Source organism: Polyangiaceae bacterium (assembly GCA_016715885.1).
Lineage (GTDB): Bacteria > Myxococcota_A > Polyangia > Polyangiales > Polyangiaceae > Polyangium.
In genome coordinates this window covers 291,508-309,446 of record JADJXL010000017.1, presented here as the reverse complement: position 1 = coordinate 309,446, position 17,939 = coordinate 291,508, and the positions used below count along the sequence as shown (strand labels likewise).

The window sequence follows — 17,939 nt, the reverse complement described above, 5'->3', positions numbered from 1 at the left end:
TTCTCACGGGCAAACCACGGGGTTGATGTAATGGACGTCGTAACAACAATCGTTCACGCCTGGAGGTTGGTCGCACACGACCTGGCGATAAGCGGGTTTGTCGCAGCACGCTCCGGGGGATGTCTCCGCACAAACCTTGTTTGTCTTGGCCAGTTCCACCAGAAGTCCCGGTGAGGTCTCCGCGGGCAAACAGTAATCGCCATCCATGGGCATGCATGCGGTGACGATCTGCCCAACTGTGGGCATGCCGCCGCACTCGAGCGGTCCGGAAGAACCGCCGCCGCTACCGCCTCCTCCACCGCCCGCCGTGCTGCTCGTGTGGTCGACGACGCTTCCTCTGCAAGCAACGTGAACCAGTGCGAAGAGCATGAAGCCGAACGGACGCAGCATTGCCGCGTTATGAGGGCGCTCGCCAAGCGCGACAAGAGATGGCCGCAAAATGGCGTTCCCCGCCCCCTCGGCTACGATGCACCCGCACATGCCGCTCGACCTCGGTGTCCTCATCTCTGGCCGTGGATCCAACCTCCAAGCCATCCTCGACGCCATCGCCACGGGGAAGCTCGACGCCCGCGTGCGTCTCGTCATTTCGAACCGACCCGGGGTCCAGGGGATCGCTCGTGCTGAAGCCGCAGGCGTGCCGACGCGCGTGGTGAACCACAAGGATTACGAGTCGCGTCAAGCTTTCGATGCCGCGATGGTCGATGCGCTGCGCACGCACGGCGCTTCATGGATCGTGCTCGCCGGATTCATGCGCATCGTCACCCCCGTGCTGCTCGACGCATTCCCGCACCGCGTCATCAACATTCATCCATCGCTTTTGCCAGCGTTTCCCGGCGTATCCGCACAAGCCGCAGCGCTCGCGCATGGCGTGCGGATTGCCGGCTGCACCGTGCACCTCGTCGATTCGGGCACCGATACCGGTCCCATTCTCGGGCAAGCCGCCGTGCCCGTGTTCGAAGACGATACCGAAGCAAGTTTGTCCGAACGGATTCTCCATCGTGAACACGAACTGCTCGTGCACGTGTTGTCGGCCATTGCGCAGGACAAACTCGTCGTCGAGACAAACCCTCGTGACGGAAATAGAATTCGCGCACGCCTTGGTGGTTTGCCCGCGGCGCTCGGGGTCGAACACGCTTTTCTTGGCCATCGCACCGAGGACTCGACGTGACGGCGAAATACTTTGACGTCATCGTGCTCGGTCGATCGATCGGTGCGCTCATGACCGCTGCTTTGCTTGCGCGGCGTGACTTTACGGTCCTGGTGCTCGGCCAAGGCGCGCGGCCTGCGAGTTACAAGATTGGCGAGCGCACGCTGCAGCGCCGCGCCTTCACGATGCTCGCCGCAAGCTCGCCCGCGTGGACGCGCATGCTCGCGGAGCTGGCGCAGACGCAGACGTGGAATCGTCTCGTGCAGCTCGCGTCACCCATGATGCAAGTGCTCGCGCCTCGAAGACGGCTCGACATTCCGCCCGACATGGCGCTGTTCGGACGCGAGATCGATCGCGAAATGCCCGAGGTGCGCCGGGTGATCGACGACCTCTATGCGGAGCTTGCCCGCGTCAATGGATCGGCGGACGACGCGTTCGATCGCGACGCCGTATGGCCGCCGGGGACGTTTTGGGAGAGGCGCGAAACCGGTCGTTATGCCGCGATGCTGCCGTACGTTCGCGCCGAACCCGATGCCGACTTGCTCGTCGAATTTCCTCGCGGACATTTCTTTCGCAATGTCGTCACGACATCGGTGCTCTTCGCGACAAACCTTGCCTCGCTCCCGCCTCCGTTTGCCGTGGCACGTTTGCATGGTGCCTTCACGCGCGGCCTTTACGCGTTGAACGGCGGCGAGGACGAGCTCGAAAGGTTCCTCGAAGGGCGCATCGCAGCCCATGGTGGGCGCTGCATGCTCGACCGCCGCGCTCGCGCTTTGCACATGCGTCGAGGGTCTTTGGCGGGCGTTGTCATCGATGGCGACGACGCACCGACGGGCGCGAATTTCATCATTACGGACCTCGATGGTGAGGGCGTCGCCGCGCTCTCGCAGGGCGAGGGGATACACAAGCGAGCGCAACGGGAATGGCCGCGGATCACGTCGTCCGTAGGGCGGTTCGTCATGTCCTTGTGCGTCCGGGACGCGGGTTTGCCCGCGCCGCTCGGCGTCGAATGTTTCGTCTTGCCTGCCGATCGTCAGCCTTCGCGTCCGGCGCGTGTGGGTATGCCCGTGTCGCGATCCAGCGCGTCGACGCTCGCCATGCGCCCCGTGATTCACCTTCAACGTCACGCCGGTGCGCCTGGAGAATCGCTGCTCGTGGCCGAAGTGCTCGTGCCCGATCGAAGTCCGGTGCCCATGGGTCAGATGCGTGAGGTCGTGCTTTCGACGCTTTGTTCGGAGCTGCCGTTTCTCGAGCGGCACCTGCGCGTGGTCGATTCTGTGCACGATGGTTTGCCGCCGTGGGTATGCGAAGACGGACGTCTGCACATGGCGGACAAATGGAGCCGCTCTGGAGCAGGAGCCGCATCCGAGCCGATGGTTCGGCAGCTCGACGTCGACCCGCCCGGGTATTTGGGCCTGGGAGGCGAACCGATTCGAGGTCCCATCGAGCGCACGCTTTTGGTGGGACGCAGTGTTTTGCCTGGCCTCGGGCAAGAGGGGCAACTGCTCGCCGCGTGGGGCGCCGCGCGCCTCGTGACGAGAACCGACCGGCGCAAAGAGCGCATGCGGCGTGACATGTGGAGCAAGGTCGAGTTCGGGTGAGGGCGTTTTGCGGCTGCTGCAAAACGCCCTCACGTATCCCTCGAATGAGCGTCAAAGCACTGACGCGGCGTTAGTTTTCGCGATCCTTTCACCGCGTAATTGCGAAACGAGTCCAATGGAGGCTAACGTTGTCTCGCCCATGAGTTTGAGCGAGAGAATGATCATGCGCGTACCCCAATACGGTTTTGCAACGGCCCTCGTGCTGTCTGCGTCGATGTTCACCGCGCCTGTGGAGGCGGCCGAGCCGGGTCCGGATACGCTGCCGATCCACGTCATCTCGGTCCAAACCATGGACGCGGACGACCAAGCCGAGGCGCTCACGAAAGCCCTCCGCCAAGCCGTTCGTGCGATGCCCGGCTGGTCTCAAGCCGAAGGCGACTACTCGCTCGAAGTGCTCACGCTATCGCTGAAGTGCCCCGAGCCTCCCGATGCAGGATGCCAATCTCGAATCGCCGATCAGATCCGTGCCGACAGGTACGTCTGGGGCGTGATCTCGAAGGGTAAGAGCAACAATGTCGTCGGAGAGCTGAGCTTTTGGGTGCGTGGAAAGGGCACGACTTCGTTCAAAGTCGACTACAGCGCGAACCTCACCGAAGCACAGGACGATGCGCTGAAAAAGGTGGCGATGGACGCCATCATGAAGCTCACGGATGGCCCGCCCAAGGGCGAGGTGAAAGTGAGCGCTGGCGGCATTGCTGGTCAGGTGTTCGTCGATGGACAACCCCTCGGCGCGCTCACCGGTGGCCAAGGAACGTTTTTCGTTCCCTCGGGCAAACATGAGCTCATCGTGAAAGCGCCCGGATATGCGGACATGATTTCGGAAATCACGGTAAAACCCAACGCACCAACGGACGTGACGGTCGTTCCCGTTGCCGTGGGCGATAAGACTCCGACAAACTGGAAGCGGATTGGCGGTTTCATTGCGATTGGTGCGGGCGTCGGTTTCGGCGCGCTCGGCGTCGTGGGGACGGCCAAGGTCGACGGGCTCAACAAGGACGCTGACTATTCGGCATTTCGCCAACGTTATGCAACGACGTCAAACGTCTGTGACATCGCGAATGGCACGGATACGGCGAGCAAGCCGGTCGGTGGAGCACCGGAATTCACGCCCGAGGAAAAAGAAACGATTTTGACCAACTACTGCGAACCGGGCAGCACAGCCGAGCTTTTGCAACTCGTCTTCTACCCGCTCGCCGCCGTTGCTGCGGGCGCCGGCATCTTCCTCGTCGCCACGAGCGGCACGCGTTCGAAGGAAAAACCCGCGATGGGGCTCATGGTTCTTCCGCGGGTGAGTCAAACTGCCGTCAAGGTGGATGTCGGTTTCCAGTTCTGATCATCCGGACAAGCCATGCGCGTGATCGCGGGCGCCTTACGCGGGCGCTCACTCGTTGCGCCCAAAGGCCACGGCACGCGCCCCACGAGCGATCGCGTACGCGAAGCGCTCTTCAATGTGCTCGGTGACGTGAGCGGCGCCGTGGTGCTCGACCTTTACGCCGGCACCGGTGCTCTCGGTATCGAAGCATTGTCTCGAGGAGCTGCCCGCGCCGTGTTTGTCGAAAATGCACGGCCTGCTCTCGCGCCGCTTCGTCGCAACCTGGAAACGCTCGGATTGAACGCATCGAGCACCGTCGTGGCGAGCCCCGTGCTTCGCGCCGTTCGAGGTTTGTCGTCGCAAGGTCCTTTCGATCTCGTGCTGGTCGATCCGCCGTACGCAGACCTTGCCGAAGCCGCCATTGCGCTCGAGCTTGCTGCCGCAGGAGGGCTCTGTGCAGACGACGCTCGCGTCGTGCTCGAACATGCGAGTCGGGATCCAGCGCCTGCTGTGAAGGCATTCGTCTGGCAAGCAACGCGTCGCTACGGCGATACGTCGCTTTCGTTCTATTTGGTCGGGGCGGCACGGCCCGATGACGCATCAGCGGCAGACGACTTGCACGAAGGCGTGCGCGAGGACGTTTCCTCCGGCGGTGCGGATGGGTAAGGTAGGGAAGCGCGACGAGCGGTAACCTCGACGCGCTCTTTTCCTCCCGCCCATGGACGAGACCTCGATGAAACCCGCTGCCCTTTCGTTCGGCTTTGGTAAGGCTTTGCTGCTGGTCTCCGCGTTCGCTCTGCTGCTTTGCGGCGCCGAAGCGTGTGCGGATCCCGAGGGCACGACGCCCGACTGCGTCCAGGATGTCGACGGGAAAAAGCACGACGCCGTCGACAACGGCTGCAACCCATTCGCGCTTTGCATCAAAGGCGGCCAGGTCGTCAATCCGACGCAGTGTTGCGAAGGCCTTACGAGCTTCGAGCTCGAAGCGTGCCTCTATGGCTACGGTGCAGGCCCCGCGCCGACCGGTGGAACGAGCAGCAGCGGCGGCGGCGGTGGTGGCGGCGGAAGCAACTAGTTGAGCTCGCTCGAAACGACCGCCGGCATACTTCTCACGGTCGCCTACGACGGTCGGCCCTTTGCAGGGTTTGTCCCTCAGCCTGGACAACGCACGGTTGCCGGCGAGCTGCTCGCAGCGCTCCGTGATGTCGACCCATCCATTCGTGAAGTGCGCGGCGCAAGCCGCACCGATTCGGGCGTCCATGCGTACGGCCAGCGTGTCGCTTTCGATCCCGAGCGCGACATTCCTCCTCGAGGCTGGGTGCTCGCCACGGCGCGCCGTTTGCCCCCGGAGATTGCCATCCGGCGTGCGGCGCTCGTTCCGCGAGGATTCGTCCCGCGCTTCGAGAGCAAGAAGAAGTGTTACCGCTACATTGTTTTGCGCGACAAACTGCGCGATCCATTCCTCGAAGGTCGCGCTTGGCGCGTCGAAGGGCTGGACGACGCCGCGGTGCAAAGAGCGGCCAGTGAAGCGAGTTTGGCGGTCGGGACGCATGACTTTGCCGCGTTTCGCTCGAGCGCCGATCAGCGGGTGAACACGGTTCGTACGATCGATCGGTTGTCCGTCGAGATCGATGCGGCCGATCCGCGCATCGTGCGAATCGACGTCGAGGGCAACGCGTTCATGCACAACATGGTGCGCATCCTGGTGGGCACGCTGATGGACGTTGCACGCAAGAGGCGAGTGCCTGGAGCGATATCGCGCGCGCTTGCGTCGCAAAGGCGCGATGACCTGGGCATCACGGCGCCACCCGAAGGGCTTTACTTGATGTCCATGGCGTTATCCGACGAGGGATCTTCACCCTGGCCGGATGGCGAACAACGCTGACGTCGCGGTTGCTAGCTGCGCCCGCGGCTCGATGGATTCATCATGGGAGCTCTCGTACCCCGACCGTCCGTTCGGGGATCACGACGTTCTCGATGCTCGAGGCCGTTTGATATCGGAGGAACGATGCGCCCCTACTTCATGCTCGCGTCGACGCTCGTGACGATCGGGCTCTGTTCGATGACGACATCCGTTCGAGCTCAAACGGCACCGCCGGCCCGCTCACCGGCGACGGTTGCGCCATCGACAGCGCAGATCCGAGCGCTCGGGGACGCATTCGTCGAAGTTGCTGAAAAAGTGAGCCCAGCGGTGGTGCAAATCGAGGTTTCGGTCGCCAAACCCGAAGCAACGGCCACGCGCTGGATCAAGCAAGACGCCGTCGCCCGGGGCATGGGCTCGGGTGTCATCTTCTCGTCCGACGGTGCCATTCTCACGAACAACCACGTCATCGAAGAAGCGCGCGCCATCACGGTGCGGTTCAAGGATGGTCGCGCGTTTGCCGCGCGTGTCGTCGGGCGCGATCCAGCGACGGATCTTGCCGTGCTTCGAGTGGACGCGAAAAACCTCGCCGCAGCGTCGTTTGCCGACAGCGATGCAGCACGCGTGGGCGAATGGGTCGTCGCCATCGGTTCACCCTTCGGGCTGGGTCACACGGTCACGACAGGCGTGCTCAGCGCAAAGGGCCGAGCTGGCGTGGGGATGAACGCGATCGAGGACTATTTGCAGACGGATGCGAGCATCAATCCTGGCAATTCCGGCGGTCCTCTCGTGAACCTCGACGGTCAAGTCCTCGGGATCAACACGATGATCGTGAGCAAAGGTCAAGGCATCGGCCTGGCGGTACCATCCAACATCGCTCGGCGCGTGGCGACGCAGATCCTGAAGACGGGCCACGTGACGCGCGCTTGGATCGGCATCGGGTTGCAAGATTTGACGCCGCAGCTCGCCGCAGAAATTCCGAACACGCCGTCGTCCGGCGCGCTCGTGAACATGGTCATCGCCGACGGACCTGCAGCACGAGCGCATCTCGAGCCTGGTGATGTGATCACGAAGATTGGCACGCGTGTCGTGGGCGATGCGCAGGACATCATTCGCGAGACGTTCTTGCACGACGTCGGCGAAGTTCTGCCGATGGAAGTGGTTCGTGGGGGCAAACGTTACCAAACCAAAGTAACGCTCGAAGCGCGCAAGGAAGCGGTTCCGAAGGCGCTCGAGGTGCAGAAACCGACCTCTCGGCCCGCGGGGCTTGGGCTCGCGCTTCGTGACGTCGATGCTGGCAACGGCAAATCGATTGCACAAGTCGCGGCGATCTCTCCCGATTCACCAGCGGCTCGGGCAGGGCTGAAGGCGGGTGACGTCATCCTCGAAGTCGACTTCACGCGTTTGCCCTCGGCGGCCGACATCAGGAAAGCTGCGGACGATGGCAGGCTTTTGCTGAGGGTTCGTCGGGACAAGGCCACGTTCTACACGGTCGTGCGGTAGAGACGAACGGCGATCGAGTCACATTGGCGTCGAGTCGCTGGCACTTTTTGCGCTGGGGAAAGGCGCGGCATCGGCCGAGTTTCCAGGGGCGGCGTCGGCCACATTTTTGGGTGCGGCGCTCGCAGCAGCCTGCGATGGCAAAGGTGGTGGTGCTGCGACGACGGCGGTCGGTTGGTCGAAGAAAAACGTGTACACGAGCAGCGCGCACACGGCGATGAACAGAGTTCCGAACAAAACGCCGAAGTCCAGAATCTTGACGAAGTCGTTCTGGGTTTTTGTCTTCACCAAGAAGACGTTGTGCTTCAGATCGCGATGGATGATGTGCGCATCGTGAGCAGAGGCGAGTCCTTCGAGCAGTGCGTGAAGGATCGGCGCCAGCTCATGCGGCGAAAGACGCTGGCGGCTCTTGATGCGGGCACCGAGGCTTTCGCCGTCCAAGTACTCCATCACCATGAAGCGTTCGCCCGCGACGAGACAGCCCAGATCGAGCACCTCGACGATATGCGGCGACCCGATACGACCGGCTGCTTGAGCTTCCCGCTCGAATCGCTGCACGAGGTCGGCTTGCTGAGACGCTTCCGAGTGCAGCACCTTGATGGCAACGCGGCGCCTTATGCGCTCGTTCTCGCCTTCGTAGACTTCGCCCATGCCGCCCTTGCCGAGCATCCGAATGATCCGGTACTTGCCGTCGATCGATGGTGCCGGGCTGGAGCGTCATCGTCGTAGATCGCACCGGTTTGGAAAGGGAAACCAGTCGAGCGGCTGTCGCGAGAGCGATGATTCTAACGTAGACGCAGCAATCGGGGCGAAATCTCGCGCTTCCACGAACGTTCTACTTGTCCTGGTTTCGTGAGGTATTCGAGCTGCTCGCCGCAGCGGGTTTCGATTGCGCTGCATTGGTTGGGCGGGGCGCATCATCGGCCGAGTCCCGAGCGAGCCTGATGAGGATCATGATGAGCGCGCCGAGCACGAACACGACCGTAAACGAGCCGAAGGCGACGAGAGCTGCGAGGCGTTTGTGCGTCGCCGACGATGCAGATCGAGCCGGTGGGACGCCAGCGATCGATGGAGGAAGCACGGGCAGCCCGGTGGGAGCCGCAGCAGGAGGCTGCGAGGCAGGCGTTGCTGGCAGGCCCGCTGCCGGCAGGATCGGCGGAGGCGACGGTCGCGATCGATTCGCGTTTGCCACGGAACGCGGAATGCCACTCGCCGCCTTGCGGTCCATGATGACCGTGCCGTGGTCCGCAATGTCGTGCTCGTCGTCCTCGGGGTGCGTCATGGAGGGCGATAACCAAGGTGGAACATGAAAGCGCTACGCGTTCCACGACACGGCGTATGCCGCCTCATGGCGGGCGCCTGGGTCAACTCGCAATCACGTTGATACCGGGTTTGCCCGCCGGCGGCCATGGCCTTGTGCACGATCGTTTCGAAGCTCGCTTCTGCGGCCATGCGGGTCTCGTGCTCATCCCTAGACGACCGCTTGGGGTCGCGGTACGGCCGCCTCGTGCTCGTAGGACTTGACCGACTTCCACGCCTGAACTCAGTCACCGGACGCCTACGCCGCTCGCGGCTTGGCGTTCTCGCCCATCCCGCTAGTGTCGATCGGAGCGTCGAGCACATCAGCGACGTTCTGGAGAGGATTGGCGTTCGCCCGGCCCTTTTCTTGGGCCCTGAACATGGCTACGGCGGCGAAGCCCAGGACATGATCGGTGTCGCCGATGCTCGCGACGCCCGCACCGGTGCCCCGATCGTCAGCCTCTATGGCGAGCGCTTCGAAGATCTGTCCCCCACGGCTGAACACCTGAGTGCCATTGATCTGCTGCTCATCGATTTGTCCGATGTAGGCACTCGCTTTTACACGTTCATCTGGACGGCGCTGCTTGCCGTGCGAGCGGCGGCCAAAGCAGGCGTGCCCGTCATCCTGCTCGATCGACCCAACCCAATCTCGGGTGCACGTCGCGTCATCGAAGGTCGATCTCAAAGCCCGGGCTTTACATCCTTCGTGGGTCTCGAGCCCGTGCCCGTTCGACATTCGCTCACCATTGGCGAAATCGTTGCTCTTTTTGCAAAACGTGACGGCATCGCACTCGGCGATGCGCTGTCGATCGTCACGGTCGAAGGCTGGGAACGCTACACGCTCGCCACCCAGTGGGACCGTCCGTTCGTGATGACGTCGCCCAACATGCCCACAGCCGAAACTGCTCTCGTGTACCCCGGTGGTTGTCTTTTGGAAGGGACCAACCTTTCGGAAGGTCGAGGGACCACGCGGCCGTTCGAGATCGTGGGAGCACCATGGATCGACGGACATCGTTTGGCGCAAGGGCTTCGCGCCACGGGCCTTTCCGGCTTCGTTGCCAGACCCATCACGTTCCGACCGACGTTCCACAAGCACGCAGGTCAGATCTGCGGAGGCGTGCAGATTCACCCGACCGACATCGCGTCATTCCGACCCGTGGCCACGTACGTTGCCCTCGTAGCTCTCGCTCGCAGGCAAAATATCGAACGATTCGGGTTTCGTACGGAACTGTATGAATACGTCGATACGATTCCAGCGTTCGACCTCCTCACCGGTTCGGACGAAGCTCGGCGAGCCATCGAAGCGGGAGAAGAAGCCCGATCGATTGCCGAGTTTGTCTCGGCACACGACCCGACGTGGCCCGATCAAATGGCCGAAGCGACGACGGCTCTGCACGACGCGGCGATTTGATCAAAACACCCGATCCAAATCTCCATCACCCCACGTGTAGTACCAGCGTGAAGCATCGAAGATGCTCGGCTCTTGGCTCGTGGCGGCGAGCACTTGGAAGGGTTTGCGTTCTCGAGGCAATAGGCCGGCCCAGCGAAGCTCGTTCGCAAACGGACCTTGTTCATTGAGCTGCACGACGACGGAGCGAGCCCCCGAAGCGGTCACCGCGGCATGAAGCGACCGCACGTAGTCGTCCGCGGGAGCGAGCAGATCCACGAGCGCGACGCGTATGTCTTTCCGTTCGAGCACGCAAACCCCGATCGCTCGGTGCTCGTGCATCACGACGAATGCGCGTTGTGCGGATGAAGGACTCTTGCCGTAACGCCAATGGAAGAACGTCGCATCACGAACAGCAACGACGTGAAACGCATTCACCGCACGTTCGAAGATTGCGTCGACGCGCCGATCCCGCTGAGTGACCGGATCGAGCCGCGTACCTCGGCCTGCGGCAAACCACGATACCGGGCGCAGAACGTCGTGCAGTAGCGCGGGACGCACGTAACGTCGCACGTGCGTGATCACGCGCGAGCCTGCGCGTTCGAGCGCCCGGAGATTGTGTGGTTCGGGCGGCCCGAACATGACGTCGACACCTTCGCTCTTCATCCGTTCGAGCAGCGCCTGGTGCATCGCCGTAGCAACGCCGCGCCGGCGCGCCGTCGGGCGCACGTACGCATCGCCGCCAATGGCGCCCAAAATGGATCGCCCTGCGGCCATCAAACGTCGCGGAAAGACGCTGGACACTCCGAGCGGAGCGTTCGTTTGCGCGTCATAGGCGATGACCGTCAGCGCGCGCCCGTGCGGGTTCTGCTCGTACAGCCAAGCAACGCGCGCGGCGACATCCGTTTCGGGCAGGTGCTCGGCGAGCAAACCGAGCATGTCGTGGTGACTCGAAGCGCCCGCACTGTCGATCCGAATAGGCAAAGCATTCACGGCACCAGCCCGTAGCAAGGGCCGCGCCGCACGCTCAGAGCACGTCGAACGGATATCCGCGGTCGATGTACGCGCGGCTCGCGATGACCTTGCGCAGCTCGTCGTCGTTGCGAGCGAAGTCGGACACGATCTGCCGCAGACGCTTGTGCGCCATCATCGTGTACAGCGAACAGAGGTCGATCTCGCGCCTCGCGCCGTCTTCGCCGCGTCGTTCGATGGCATGGGTCGTTCGAGACAAACACGCGGCGATGGCGAAGAGATCCATCGCCATGTCGGCGATGCGCTGCTGCGTAAATTGCATCTCCGCGATGTCCCGGCCGTGCTTGCGCAGAACGTTTTCCGTTTGAGCTGCAAGTTCCGAGACGTACTCCTCGAAGATCACCGTTTCCCGCGAAAGGAGCGGATGCGCGCGTGACGTGCGTTCTCGGCTGAACGCCGCGCGTGCTTTGCGAATGGCAAAGTCGCTGAGCAACCCGAATCCTTTGATGGGCTCGCGCATGGCTCGCGCAACTTCCGCGAGCGCCTTGCCAGGGCTTGCCATGCCCGACAGCGCGATGAAGCACCGCAAGATGTCGTTCGTGCCTTCGAAGATCAGGTTGATGCGGGAATCACGCAGGATCCGTTCGTACGGATAGTCCTGCATGTAGCCAATGCCTGCTGCGATCTGGAGCGTGTCGTTGACGATGCCCCAGAGGATCTCCGAACCCTTCACTTTGCAGATCGCGCTTTCGAGCGAGTAGTCGGCGACCTTCGAGTCGACGATACCGGCCGCCAAGTACGTCATCGATTCGAGCGCGTACGTCTCCGCGAGCATGCGGGCGATCTTGTCTTTGATGAGCCCAAACTCGCCGATGTTCCGGCCGAAGGCACGACGTTCGCCGACGCGTTCGAGTGCCAGGCGCAAGAGCGTCTTGCTCACACCGATGCAGCCCGATGCAAGGCCCAGCCGCCCGTTGTTCAGCACCTCCATCGCCACTTTGAAGCCCTTGCCCACGTCACCGATGACGTTTTCTCGGGGCACTCGAACGTCCTCCAAGAAGATCTCGGTCGTCGAGGAACCGCGGATGCCTAGCTTGTGTTCGTTCGGGCCACTTTTCACACCCATGGATCGCTCGACGAGAAACGCCGTGATCTTGGGTTTGGCGCCTTCTTCCATGGCGCTCGTCCGGGCAAACACCGTGAACACATCGGCAAATCCGCCGTTCGTGATCCAGATCTTCGACCCGTTCAGCACATAGGCCGAGCCGTCGGGCGTGGGTTCGGCGCGCGTCTTGATGGCCGCTGCGTCGGATCCTGCCGCGGGTTCGGTCAGGGCAAACGCAGCCACGGACTCGCCCGTTGCGAGGCGCGGGAGATAGCGCTGCTTTTGTTCGGGCGTGCCAAAGAGCAGCAGCGCCTTGTAGCCAATCGATTGGTGCGCCCCCAGCGTCACGCCGATCGACGCATCGAGCCCGGCGATCTCTTGCATGATGCGGGCATATGCGGCCGTGGACAAACCCGCGCCGCCGTATTGCGTGGGTACTTGGAGGCCAAACAATCCGAGATCGCGCAGCCCAGCAAGGACGCTCGCTGGAATTTCGCCTTCGCGATCGATCTTTGCCGAGTCGACGTTGGCGGTGAAGAAGCGCCGCACGTTCGACAGCAGCATCGACGTGCTCTCTCGCTCGTCCGGAGACATCTCCGGATACGGAAAGACCATGTCGTCGGCGATGACACCGTGAAAAAGCGCCTTGGTGAAGCTCTGCTCGATCAACGGAGACTCCTCCTCGTGTTTGGTAACGACGTCATCCTTTGGAGCACATACGTTTGCGGTCGGAAATGCCGACCGCACAGGTGTCGATCAGCTCGGTGGATTTTTCGTCTCGCGTGCCTCGGCGCCTCGCACCGCTTTCGGCGGTGGCTCGTTCGGCTGCGCTTCCGCCTCGGTAGTTTTCGGAGCAGGCGCGGCGTGAGCCACAGGCGTCTTCTCGGCTTCTTTGGTTCCATCTTTCGCGGCCGCATCCCGTTGCCACGGGTACTTGATCCGACCGTGATAAAGATTCACCAGCGTCGTCGCCATACGGGTCGTGATGATGCGTAGATCTTCGAGCGTGAGGCCTGATTCGTCGAGCTGTCCTGCGGAAAGTTTCGTGAAGACGACACGCTGGATCATCTCCTCGAACTTCTTTTGCTCCGGTGGCCAGATCGTTCGGCTGGCCGCTTCGATCGAATCGACGAGCATCAGGATGGCCGTCTCTTTCGTCTGCGGCTTCATGCCGGGATAGCGGAAGTATTCCTGCGTCAAACCGCGCGGATTGCCGGCCTCTTTGCACTTGTGCCAGAAAAACTCGACGACCTGCGTTCCGTGATGCGTGTAGGCGAACTCGACGACGGGTTCGGGAATGCGTCCGTCACGGAGGATCTTCGTGCCGAGCACCACGTGCGCCATGATCGCGTCAGCGGAGACTTCGGGCTCGAGTTCTTCATGGGGTGAACGTTCGCCGTGCGCGAGGTTTTCCACGAAGTATTTGGGCTGAACGGTTTTTCCGAGGTCGTGGTAGTAGGCGCCGACGCGCGTGAGCAGAGCGTCCGCTCCGATGGCGCTCGAAGCGGCTTCGGCAAGGTTTGCCATGGCACGCGCATGCTCCCAACTACCGGGCGCTTCCGCGGCCATCTTTTTCAGGAGCGGCTGTTCGAGGTCGGTCAGGTCGAGCAGTTTTTCTCGCGAAACGTGCCCCATGCTGCGCTCGGCTGGATCGCGCAGCGCTCGCGCGAGAAACCCGCCCAGCATTCCACCGCCGATGCACCCGAGCACGTTCGAGCTCGAGCCGCGAAGAATGTCGGCAAGCAGGTTGAACTTGCCCTCGAAGACCACGGTGAGCGCGACGAACGCGACGGCTCCGGCGATGCCCGCAAGTGTGCCTGCGACGAACATGTTTCGCGCTTGTTTGCGCTCCAAGAGAAACAAGGTCGCAGCGACCCCGCGAACGAGGAGCACGGACAAAAGAACGTGATCGAAGCGCAGAAGTGATGCCGCGACGAACGCGACGGCGAGGTCGACGAGGAACGCGGTTCGCCTGTCGAACGCATGCGCTACCCAAAGCGGCAGCGTCGCCATGGGCAGCCAGAATTCGGGTAGCGCCGTGAGCAGCAGAATGCCTTTGCCGAGCGCCAAGCTGGCCGTCATCAGCGCAAACAGGCCGATCTGTGCTCGAAGGAGTCGGACGCGATTCTGCCCGAACCGCCTGATGTACGACGTGAGCATCAGGCACACGATGAAGTGAATGACGAACACGGCGACGAGGCGGCCGGCTGCGGGTGGTCTGCGCGTCGACTCGTAGGCGAACGCGGCGCGGTGCTCGTCGTTCTCCTCGCGCAGCAGCGTGCCTCGCGGGACGACGACGCGAGCGTGCTCGTAGGCCAAACGCCCGGAACGAGCATCGCGCACGATGCGAGGTCCGTAAGGAATGCGCAGCGTGACGGGCGTTTCGTTTCCGAGCCGAGGCGCCAGCGCCGGAACGTAAAGGTCGAACGTGCCGATAATGGTGAACAGGGCGGCGAAGATGAGGCTCAGCACGAGGCCGGCCGTGCCCCCAGCTCGAACTCGCGTGGCTAACATCGAAACGCTCGAAACGTGGCCGTGATGATTGGCCGAACTGCATCCCTAGCAGTCATTTGGTTTCGAGTCAGCGTTCTCGATGGCATGCGCGTCGATCGCCGCGTGTTGAGGATGTCCAAAAACCCGACAATACGCACCGCGACGACCGAGTGAACATCGTCCCACGATCGCCCGCCTTCATTGATTGCCGCTCGGCTCGAAACTTGCTACCCACACCAAATGTCGTCCCTGCTCCGTTCGCTGCTTTCACGCCGACGGGGCGCGCTCGTCATGGGGGTTTGTAATCGCACTCCGGATTCTTTTTCCGATGGTGCACGCTTCCTCGACGACGTCGCGGCCGATGCCCATGTGCAGCGGCTCGTAACGGACGGCGCGCAGATCATCGACATCGGTGCCGAATCGACACGCCCAGGAGCAGCTCCTGTCGACCCTTCCGAGCAAATCGCGCGCATTGGAAACTCGATCCGCAAGGCCCGAGCACTCGGTGCACTCGTGTCGATCGATACCACATCACCCGACGTTGCTGCCTGGGCGCTTGGTGAAGGTGCCTGCATCGTGAACACCGTGTCGCTCGATCCCGCAGAAGAACTCGGCGCGCTTGCTGCACGCAAAGGTGCGTCACTCGTGCTCACGCACGCTCGCGGGTCGATGACGAGCATGCAGGGTTTTTCCGTTTATGCGGATGCGGCGTATGGCGACGTGGTCGACGATGTCGCTCGGGAATGGCAGCTCGCGGCCGATCGAGCGCTCGGTGCGGGTTTGCCGCGGGAGGACCTGCTGCTCGATCCGGGCTTGGGTTTTACCAAGAATGCCAGACATTCGATTGAATTGTGCCGTCGGCTTGGAGAGCTTTGCGCGCTAGGGTTTCCTGTTCTCGTGGGGCCGAGTCGAAAGTCATTTCTCGCGCGTGTTGCAGCGCCTGAAGGTGCGGAGCTTTTGCCTCCAACCGAGCGACTTGGGGGAACGATCGCCGCGGTCCTTGCTTGCGTACGTCGTGGCGCGGCTGTCGTTCGCGTGCATGACGTTGCCGCCGTCGTGCAGGCGCTTGCGGTTGCATCGGCCATCGAGGGGGAGGTGAACGCGTAATGCTCGAAGGCCTCATGCGCCTCATCGCGGCTCGACCGCTTGCGCAAATTGCGCGGGACCTCATCGATATCCTCATCGTCGCGTACGTCATCTACCGCGCGCTGCTCGTGCTTCGCGGTACGCGTGCGATGCAAATGGGCATCGGCCTCGGCATCGTGTTTCTGCTTTATCTAGCCGCGCGGACCTTCCAGCTCACGACGCTCAACACGATCCTGTCTTGGCTGCTCGGATCGATCATTCTCGTCATCGTCGTCGTTTTTCAGAACGACATCCGCCGCGCGCTCATTCGCATGGGCTCGAAGGCATGGCTTTCCGGTGGCCGAGAACAACAATCGCGCGTCATCGATGAAGTCGTTGCTGCTGCAACGGAGCTCGCGCGCCATCGCATGGGCGCGATCATCGCCTTCGAACAAGACGCCAACGTGCTCGAATTCTGCAAGAGCGAAGGGATCCCGATCGAATCCTTCGTGACGCGCGAATTGCTCGTCAGCATGTTCGTTCCGGAATCCGTCAACAAACTGCACGACGGCGCAGTGCTCATCCGCGACCTCAAGATCGCGCGCGCTGGCGTGTTCTTTCCGATGCCCGAAACCAAGGTGCTCGACGCCAGTCTCGGTTCACGTCATCGCGCTGCGCTCGGCATCACGGAAGAAACCGACGCCGTCGTCGTCGTCGTGAGTGAAGAGCGAGGGACGATCAGTTGTTGCTTCAGTGGCAACATCGTCTTGAACCTCGACGGCAATTCCTTGCGAACCATGCTGCTCGGACAGTTCGGTCGTGCATCGCGAAGGAAGCAACCCTCGTCCACACGTAGACCGAGTGGAGCTCGGGCGTCTTCTCCGCCGCCTCCGCCGCCGCGCGTCCCATCGCAGCCTGCGCGCCCTACGTCGTCGCCTTCGCTGATACCGCCGCCCACGACACCGCGCATCGCAGGGCCAGTGACCGCACGCATCGGCCCGGTGTCTTCGGCGATGCCGCGAGCCACGTTGTCTGGTGAGACGAGCTCGTCCGCGACGACGACACCGCGACCCGTGCCGCAGAGTTCGTTTGTGCCCCAAGAATCGATCCCACCGCCGCCACCATCGTCGGATCGAAGCGCCGGATCGACACCATCCGATCGCGCTCCTGCAACTTTGCCTGGGGGTGCTGCAACGACGGCGCGGGCGAGTGACGATGCTCAACGCCCGCCACCGGGGGAGGAGTCATGACGGCCAAGGGTGGATTTCGTGAAACGGTTCGCGGAGCGTTCCTCGACAACATCGGACTCAAGATCTTGTCGTTGCTCTGTGCGCTCGGGATCTACGCGTTCATTCACGGCGCCGAAAACGCCGAACGCACGGTATCGGTCAGCATCGTGACGATCATGCCGCCGGAGAGCGCGAATCGGCAGATCATGACGCAGATCCCCAACGAGGTGAAGGTCACGCTGCGTGGCTCGCGCACGCAACTGGACGGCTTGCGAAGCGATGATCTCGGCACGCTGAACCTCAACTTGAGGAGCGGCCGCGAGACGAACATCGAGCTCGAACCCGGCATGTTCCGAACGCCGGCAGGCGTCTCCGTCGTGGAAATCAGTCCGCCGTCGATCGAGATCCGTTGGGACGACGTCGTTACACATGCGATTCCTGTGCAGATCGCGCGCACGGGCGAACCCGCGCCATCCTTTGAAGTCAAAGGAGTGATTCGCTCCGAGCCGGAAAAGGTTCAGGCGCGAGGTCCACGATCGCTTGTCGACGGGCTGCAATACGCACGTTCTGCACCGTTCGACGTGACGGGTTTGACCGAGGGGGTATATCGGCGCCCGTTGCCTTTGGACAAACCTCCAAAGCTCGTCACCTACGACGTCGATACGGTGACCGCGACCGTTGAAATTGCGCGCGTGCTGGCCAAGAAAGAGTTCGCCAACCTTCGGGTCGAAGTCGTTGGACTCACGCGCGCAGCGACGACACCTCCGACGGTCAAAGTGCGACTCGTGGGGTCCGACGAAGACGTGAACGCGGTCTCACCCGAAGCACTCGTGCCACGCGTCGAACCGCAAAACGTGACAGGGGTCGACGTGAACAAGCCCGGCAGCGCGTATCTCGATGTCCTGCTCGACGTGAACAACTTGAAGGTCGAGATCAACCCGCCAAAAGTGCTCGTGAAGTGGTGACGC

General features: G+C 62.5%; 17 protein-coding genes. 11 read left to right on the top strand and 6 right to left on the bottom strand.

The features are described from left to right. Positions 1-3: 3 nt before the first annotated feature. Positions 4-390 carry a hypothetical protein gene (locus IPM54_20980; protein ID MBK9262266.1) on the bottom strand — a complete coding sequence of 129 codons (387 nt, stop codon included), beginning with the start codon at positions 388-390 and terminating at the stop codon, positions 4-6. Positions 391-478: 88 nt separating this feature from the next. Between IPM54_20980 and IPM54_20975 the strand changes: the two genes are divergently transcribed. The 7 genes from IPM54_20975 to IPM54_20945 all read left to right on the top strand — a co-directional run bounded on the left by IPM54_20975 (position 479) and on the right by IPM54_20945 (position 7,424). Continuing rightward, a complete protein-coding gene (locus IPM54_20975) occupies positions 479-1,168 on the top strand; it encodes a phosphoribosylglycinamide formyltransferase (protein ID MBK9262265.1) in 690 nt (229 codons plus the stop codon). Next, positions 1,165-2,748 (top strand): phytoene dehydrogenase, encoded by a 1,584-nt coding sequence (locus IPM54_20970; protein ID MBK9262264.1) that lies wholly within the window; start codon positions 1,165-1,167, stop codon positions 2,746-2,748. Before IPM54_20975 ends, IPM54_20970 begins: the two co-directional genes overlap by 4 nt. A gap of 163 nt (positions 2,749-2,911) precedes the next feature. Continuing rightward, on the top strand, positions 2,912-4,081 hold the full coding sequence (locus IPM54_20965) for a PEGA domain-containing protein (GenBank protein ID MBK9262263.1): 1,170 nt from the start codon (positions 2,912-2,914) through the stop codon (positions 4,079-4,081). 15 nt (positions 4,082-4,096) lie between these two features. Continuing rightward, positions 4,097-4,726 carry a 16S rRNA (guanine(966)-N(2))-methyltransferase RsmD gene (gene rsmD, locus IPM54_20960; protein ID MBK9262262.1) on the top strand — a complete coding sequence of 210 codons (630 nt, stop codon included), beginning with the start codon at positions 4,097-4,099 and terminating at the stop codon, positions 4,724-4,726. A 67-nt stretch (positions 4,727-4,793) separates the two neighbouring features. Then, positions 4,794-5,135: a hypothetical protein gene (locus IPM54_20955; GenBank protein ID MBK9262261.1), complete on the top strand. Its 342-nt coding sequence runs from the start codon at positions 4,794-4,796 to the stop codon at positions 5,133-5,135. Next, positions 5,136-5,945 (top strand): tRNA pseudouridine(38-40) synthase TruA, encoded by an 810-nt coding sequence (gene truA / locus IPM54_20950; GenBank protein ID MBK9262260.1) that lies wholly within the window; start codon positions 5,136-5,138, stop codon positions 5,943-5,945. It abuts the gene before it with no gap. Positions 5,946-6,068: 123 nt separating this feature from the next. Then, positions 6,069-7,424, top strand: a complete 1,356-nt coding sequence (locus tag IPM54_20945; protein MBK9262259.1) for a trypsin-like peptidase domain-containing protein — start codon at positions 6,069-6,071, stop codon at positions 7,422-7,424. 18 nt (positions 7,425-7,442) lie between these two features. Here IPM54_20945 and IPM54_20940 read toward each other — a convergent pair whose 3' ends face one another. After that, positions 7,443-8,090, bottom strand: coding sequence for a serine/threonine protein kinase (locus IPM54_20940; GenBank protein ID MBK9262258.1), 648 nt, complete (start codon positions 8,088-8,090; stop codon positions 7,443-7,445). 166 nt (positions 8,091-8,256) lie between these two features. Beyond that, positions 8,257-8,703, bottom strand: coding sequence for a hypothetical protein (locus tag IPM54_20935; GenBank protein MBK9262257.1), 447 nt, complete (start codon positions 8,701-8,703; stop codon positions 8,257-8,259). 225 nt (positions 8,704-8,928) lie between these two features. Between IPM54_20935 and IPM54_20930 the strand changes: the two genes are divergently transcribed. Beyond that, positions 8,929-10,131: a DUF1343 domain-containing protein gene (locus IPM54_20930; GenBank protein ID MBK9262256.1), complete on the top strand. Its 1,203-nt coding sequence runs from the start codon at positions 8,929-8,931 to the stop codon at positions 10,129-10,131. Here the strand turns inward: IPM54_20930 and IPM54_20925 are convergent, their stop codons facing one another. From IPM54_20925 to IPM54_20915, 3 genes are all read right to left on the bottom strand, one after another. After that, a complete protein-coding gene (locus IPM54_20925) occupies positions 10,132-11,100 on the bottom strand; it encodes a GNAT family N-acetyltransferase (protein MBK9262255.1) in 969 nt (322 codons plus the stop codon). A gap of 34 nt (positions 11,101-11,134) precedes the next feature. Next, a complete protein-coding gene (locus IPM54_20920; protein MBK9262254.1) occupies positions 11,135-12,799 on the bottom strand; it encodes an acyl-CoA dehydrogenase family protein in 1,665 nt (554 codons plus the stop codon). 141 nt (positions 12,800-12,940) lie between these two features. Continuing rightward, complete coding sequence (locus IPM54_20915; protein MBK9262253.1) at positions 12,941-14,698, bottom strand: HDIG domain-containing protein; 1,758 nt, start codon at positions 14,696-14,698, stop codon at positions 12,941-12,943. A 270-nt stretch (positions 14,699-14,968) separates the two neighbouring features. On the opposite strand from IPM54_20915, the gene folP reads away from it, so the two are divergent. Genes folP through IPM54_20900 form a run of 3 tightly spaced genes read left to right on the top strand, consistent with a single transcriptional unit; the run spans position 14,969 to position 17,936 of the window. Continuing rightward, positions 14,969-15,784 (top strand): dihydropteroate synthase, encoded by an 816-nt coding sequence (folP, locus tag IPM54_20910; protein MBK9262252.1) that lies wholly within the window; start codon positions 14,969-14,971, stop codon positions 15,782-15,784. After that, on the top strand, positions 15,784-16,992 hold the full coding sequence (locus IPM54_20905; GenBank protein MBK9262251.1) for a TIGR00159 family protein: 1,209 nt from the start codon (positions 15,784-15,786) through the stop codon (positions 16,990-16,992). Before folP ends, IPM54_20905 begins: the two co-directional genes overlap by 1 nt. Further along, positions 16,989-17,936, top strand: coding sequence for a YbbR-like domain-containing protein (locus IPM54_20900; protein ID MBK9262250.1), 948 nt, complete (start codon positions 16,989-16,991; stop codon positions 17,934-17,936). Before IPM54_20905 ends, IPM54_20900 begins: the two co-directional genes overlap by 4 nt. The last annotated feature ends 3 nt before the right edge of the window (positions 17,937-17,939 follow it).

What these genes read in the sequence shown, in the direction of transcription:
- IPM54_20935 (MBK9262257.1), bottom strand. Translation starts at nt 8,703, where the DNA reads ATGACGCACCCCGAGGACGACGAGCACGACATTGCGGACCACGGCACG.
- IPM54_20900 (MBK9262250.1), top strand. Translation starts at nt 16,989, where the DNA reads ATGACGGCCAAGGGTGGATTTCGTGAAACGGTTCGCGGAGCGTTCCTC.
- IPM54_20980 (MBK9262266.1), bottom strand. Translation starts at nt 390, where the DNA reads ATGCTGCGTCCGTTCGGCTTCATGCTCTTCGCACTGGTTCACGTTGCT.
- IPM54_20965 (MBK9262263.1), top strand. Translation starts at nt 2,912, where the DNA reads ATGCGCGTACCCCAATACGGTTTTGCAACGGCCCTCGTGCTGTCTGCG.
- rsmD (MBK9262262.1), top strand. Translation starts at nt 4,097, where the DNA reads ATGCGCGTGATCGCGGGCGCCTTACGCGGGCGCTCACTCGTTGCGCCC.
- IPM54_20945 (MBK9262259.1), top strand. Translation starts at nt 6,069, where the DNA reads ATGCGCCCCTACTTCATGCTCGCGTCGACGCTCGTGACGATCGGGCTC.
- IPM54_20955 (MBK9262261.1), top strand. Translation starts at nt 4,794, where the DNA reads ATGAAACCCGCTGCCCTTTCGTTCGGCTTTGGTAAGGCTTTGCTGCTG.
- IPM54_20920 (MBK9262254.1), bottom strand. Translation starts at nt 12,799, where the DNA reads ATGGTCTTTCCGTATCCGGAGATGTCTCCGGACGAGCGAGAGAGCACG.
- IPM54_20905 (MBK9262251.1), top strand. Translation starts at nt 15,784, where the DNA reads ATGCTCGAAGGCCTCATGCGCCTCATCGCGGCTCGACCGCTTGCGCAA.
- IPM54_20940 (MBK9262258.1), bottom strand. Translation starts at nt 8,090, where the DNA reads ATGCTCGGCAAGGGCGGCATGGGCGAAGTCTACGAAGGCGAGAACGAG.
- folP (MBK9262252.1), top strand. Translation starts at nt 14,969, where the DNA reads ATGGGGGTTTGTAATCGCACTCCGGATTCTTTTTCCGATGGTGCACGC.
- IPM54_20915 (MBK9262253.1), bottom strand. Translation starts at nt 14,698, where the DNA reads ATGTTAGCCACGCGAGTTCGAGCTGGGGGCACGGCCGGCCTCGTGCTG.
- IPM54_20975 (MBK9262265.1), top strand. Translation starts at nt 479, where the DNA reads ATGCCGCTCGACCTCGGTGTCCTCATCTCTGGCCGTGGATCCAACCTC.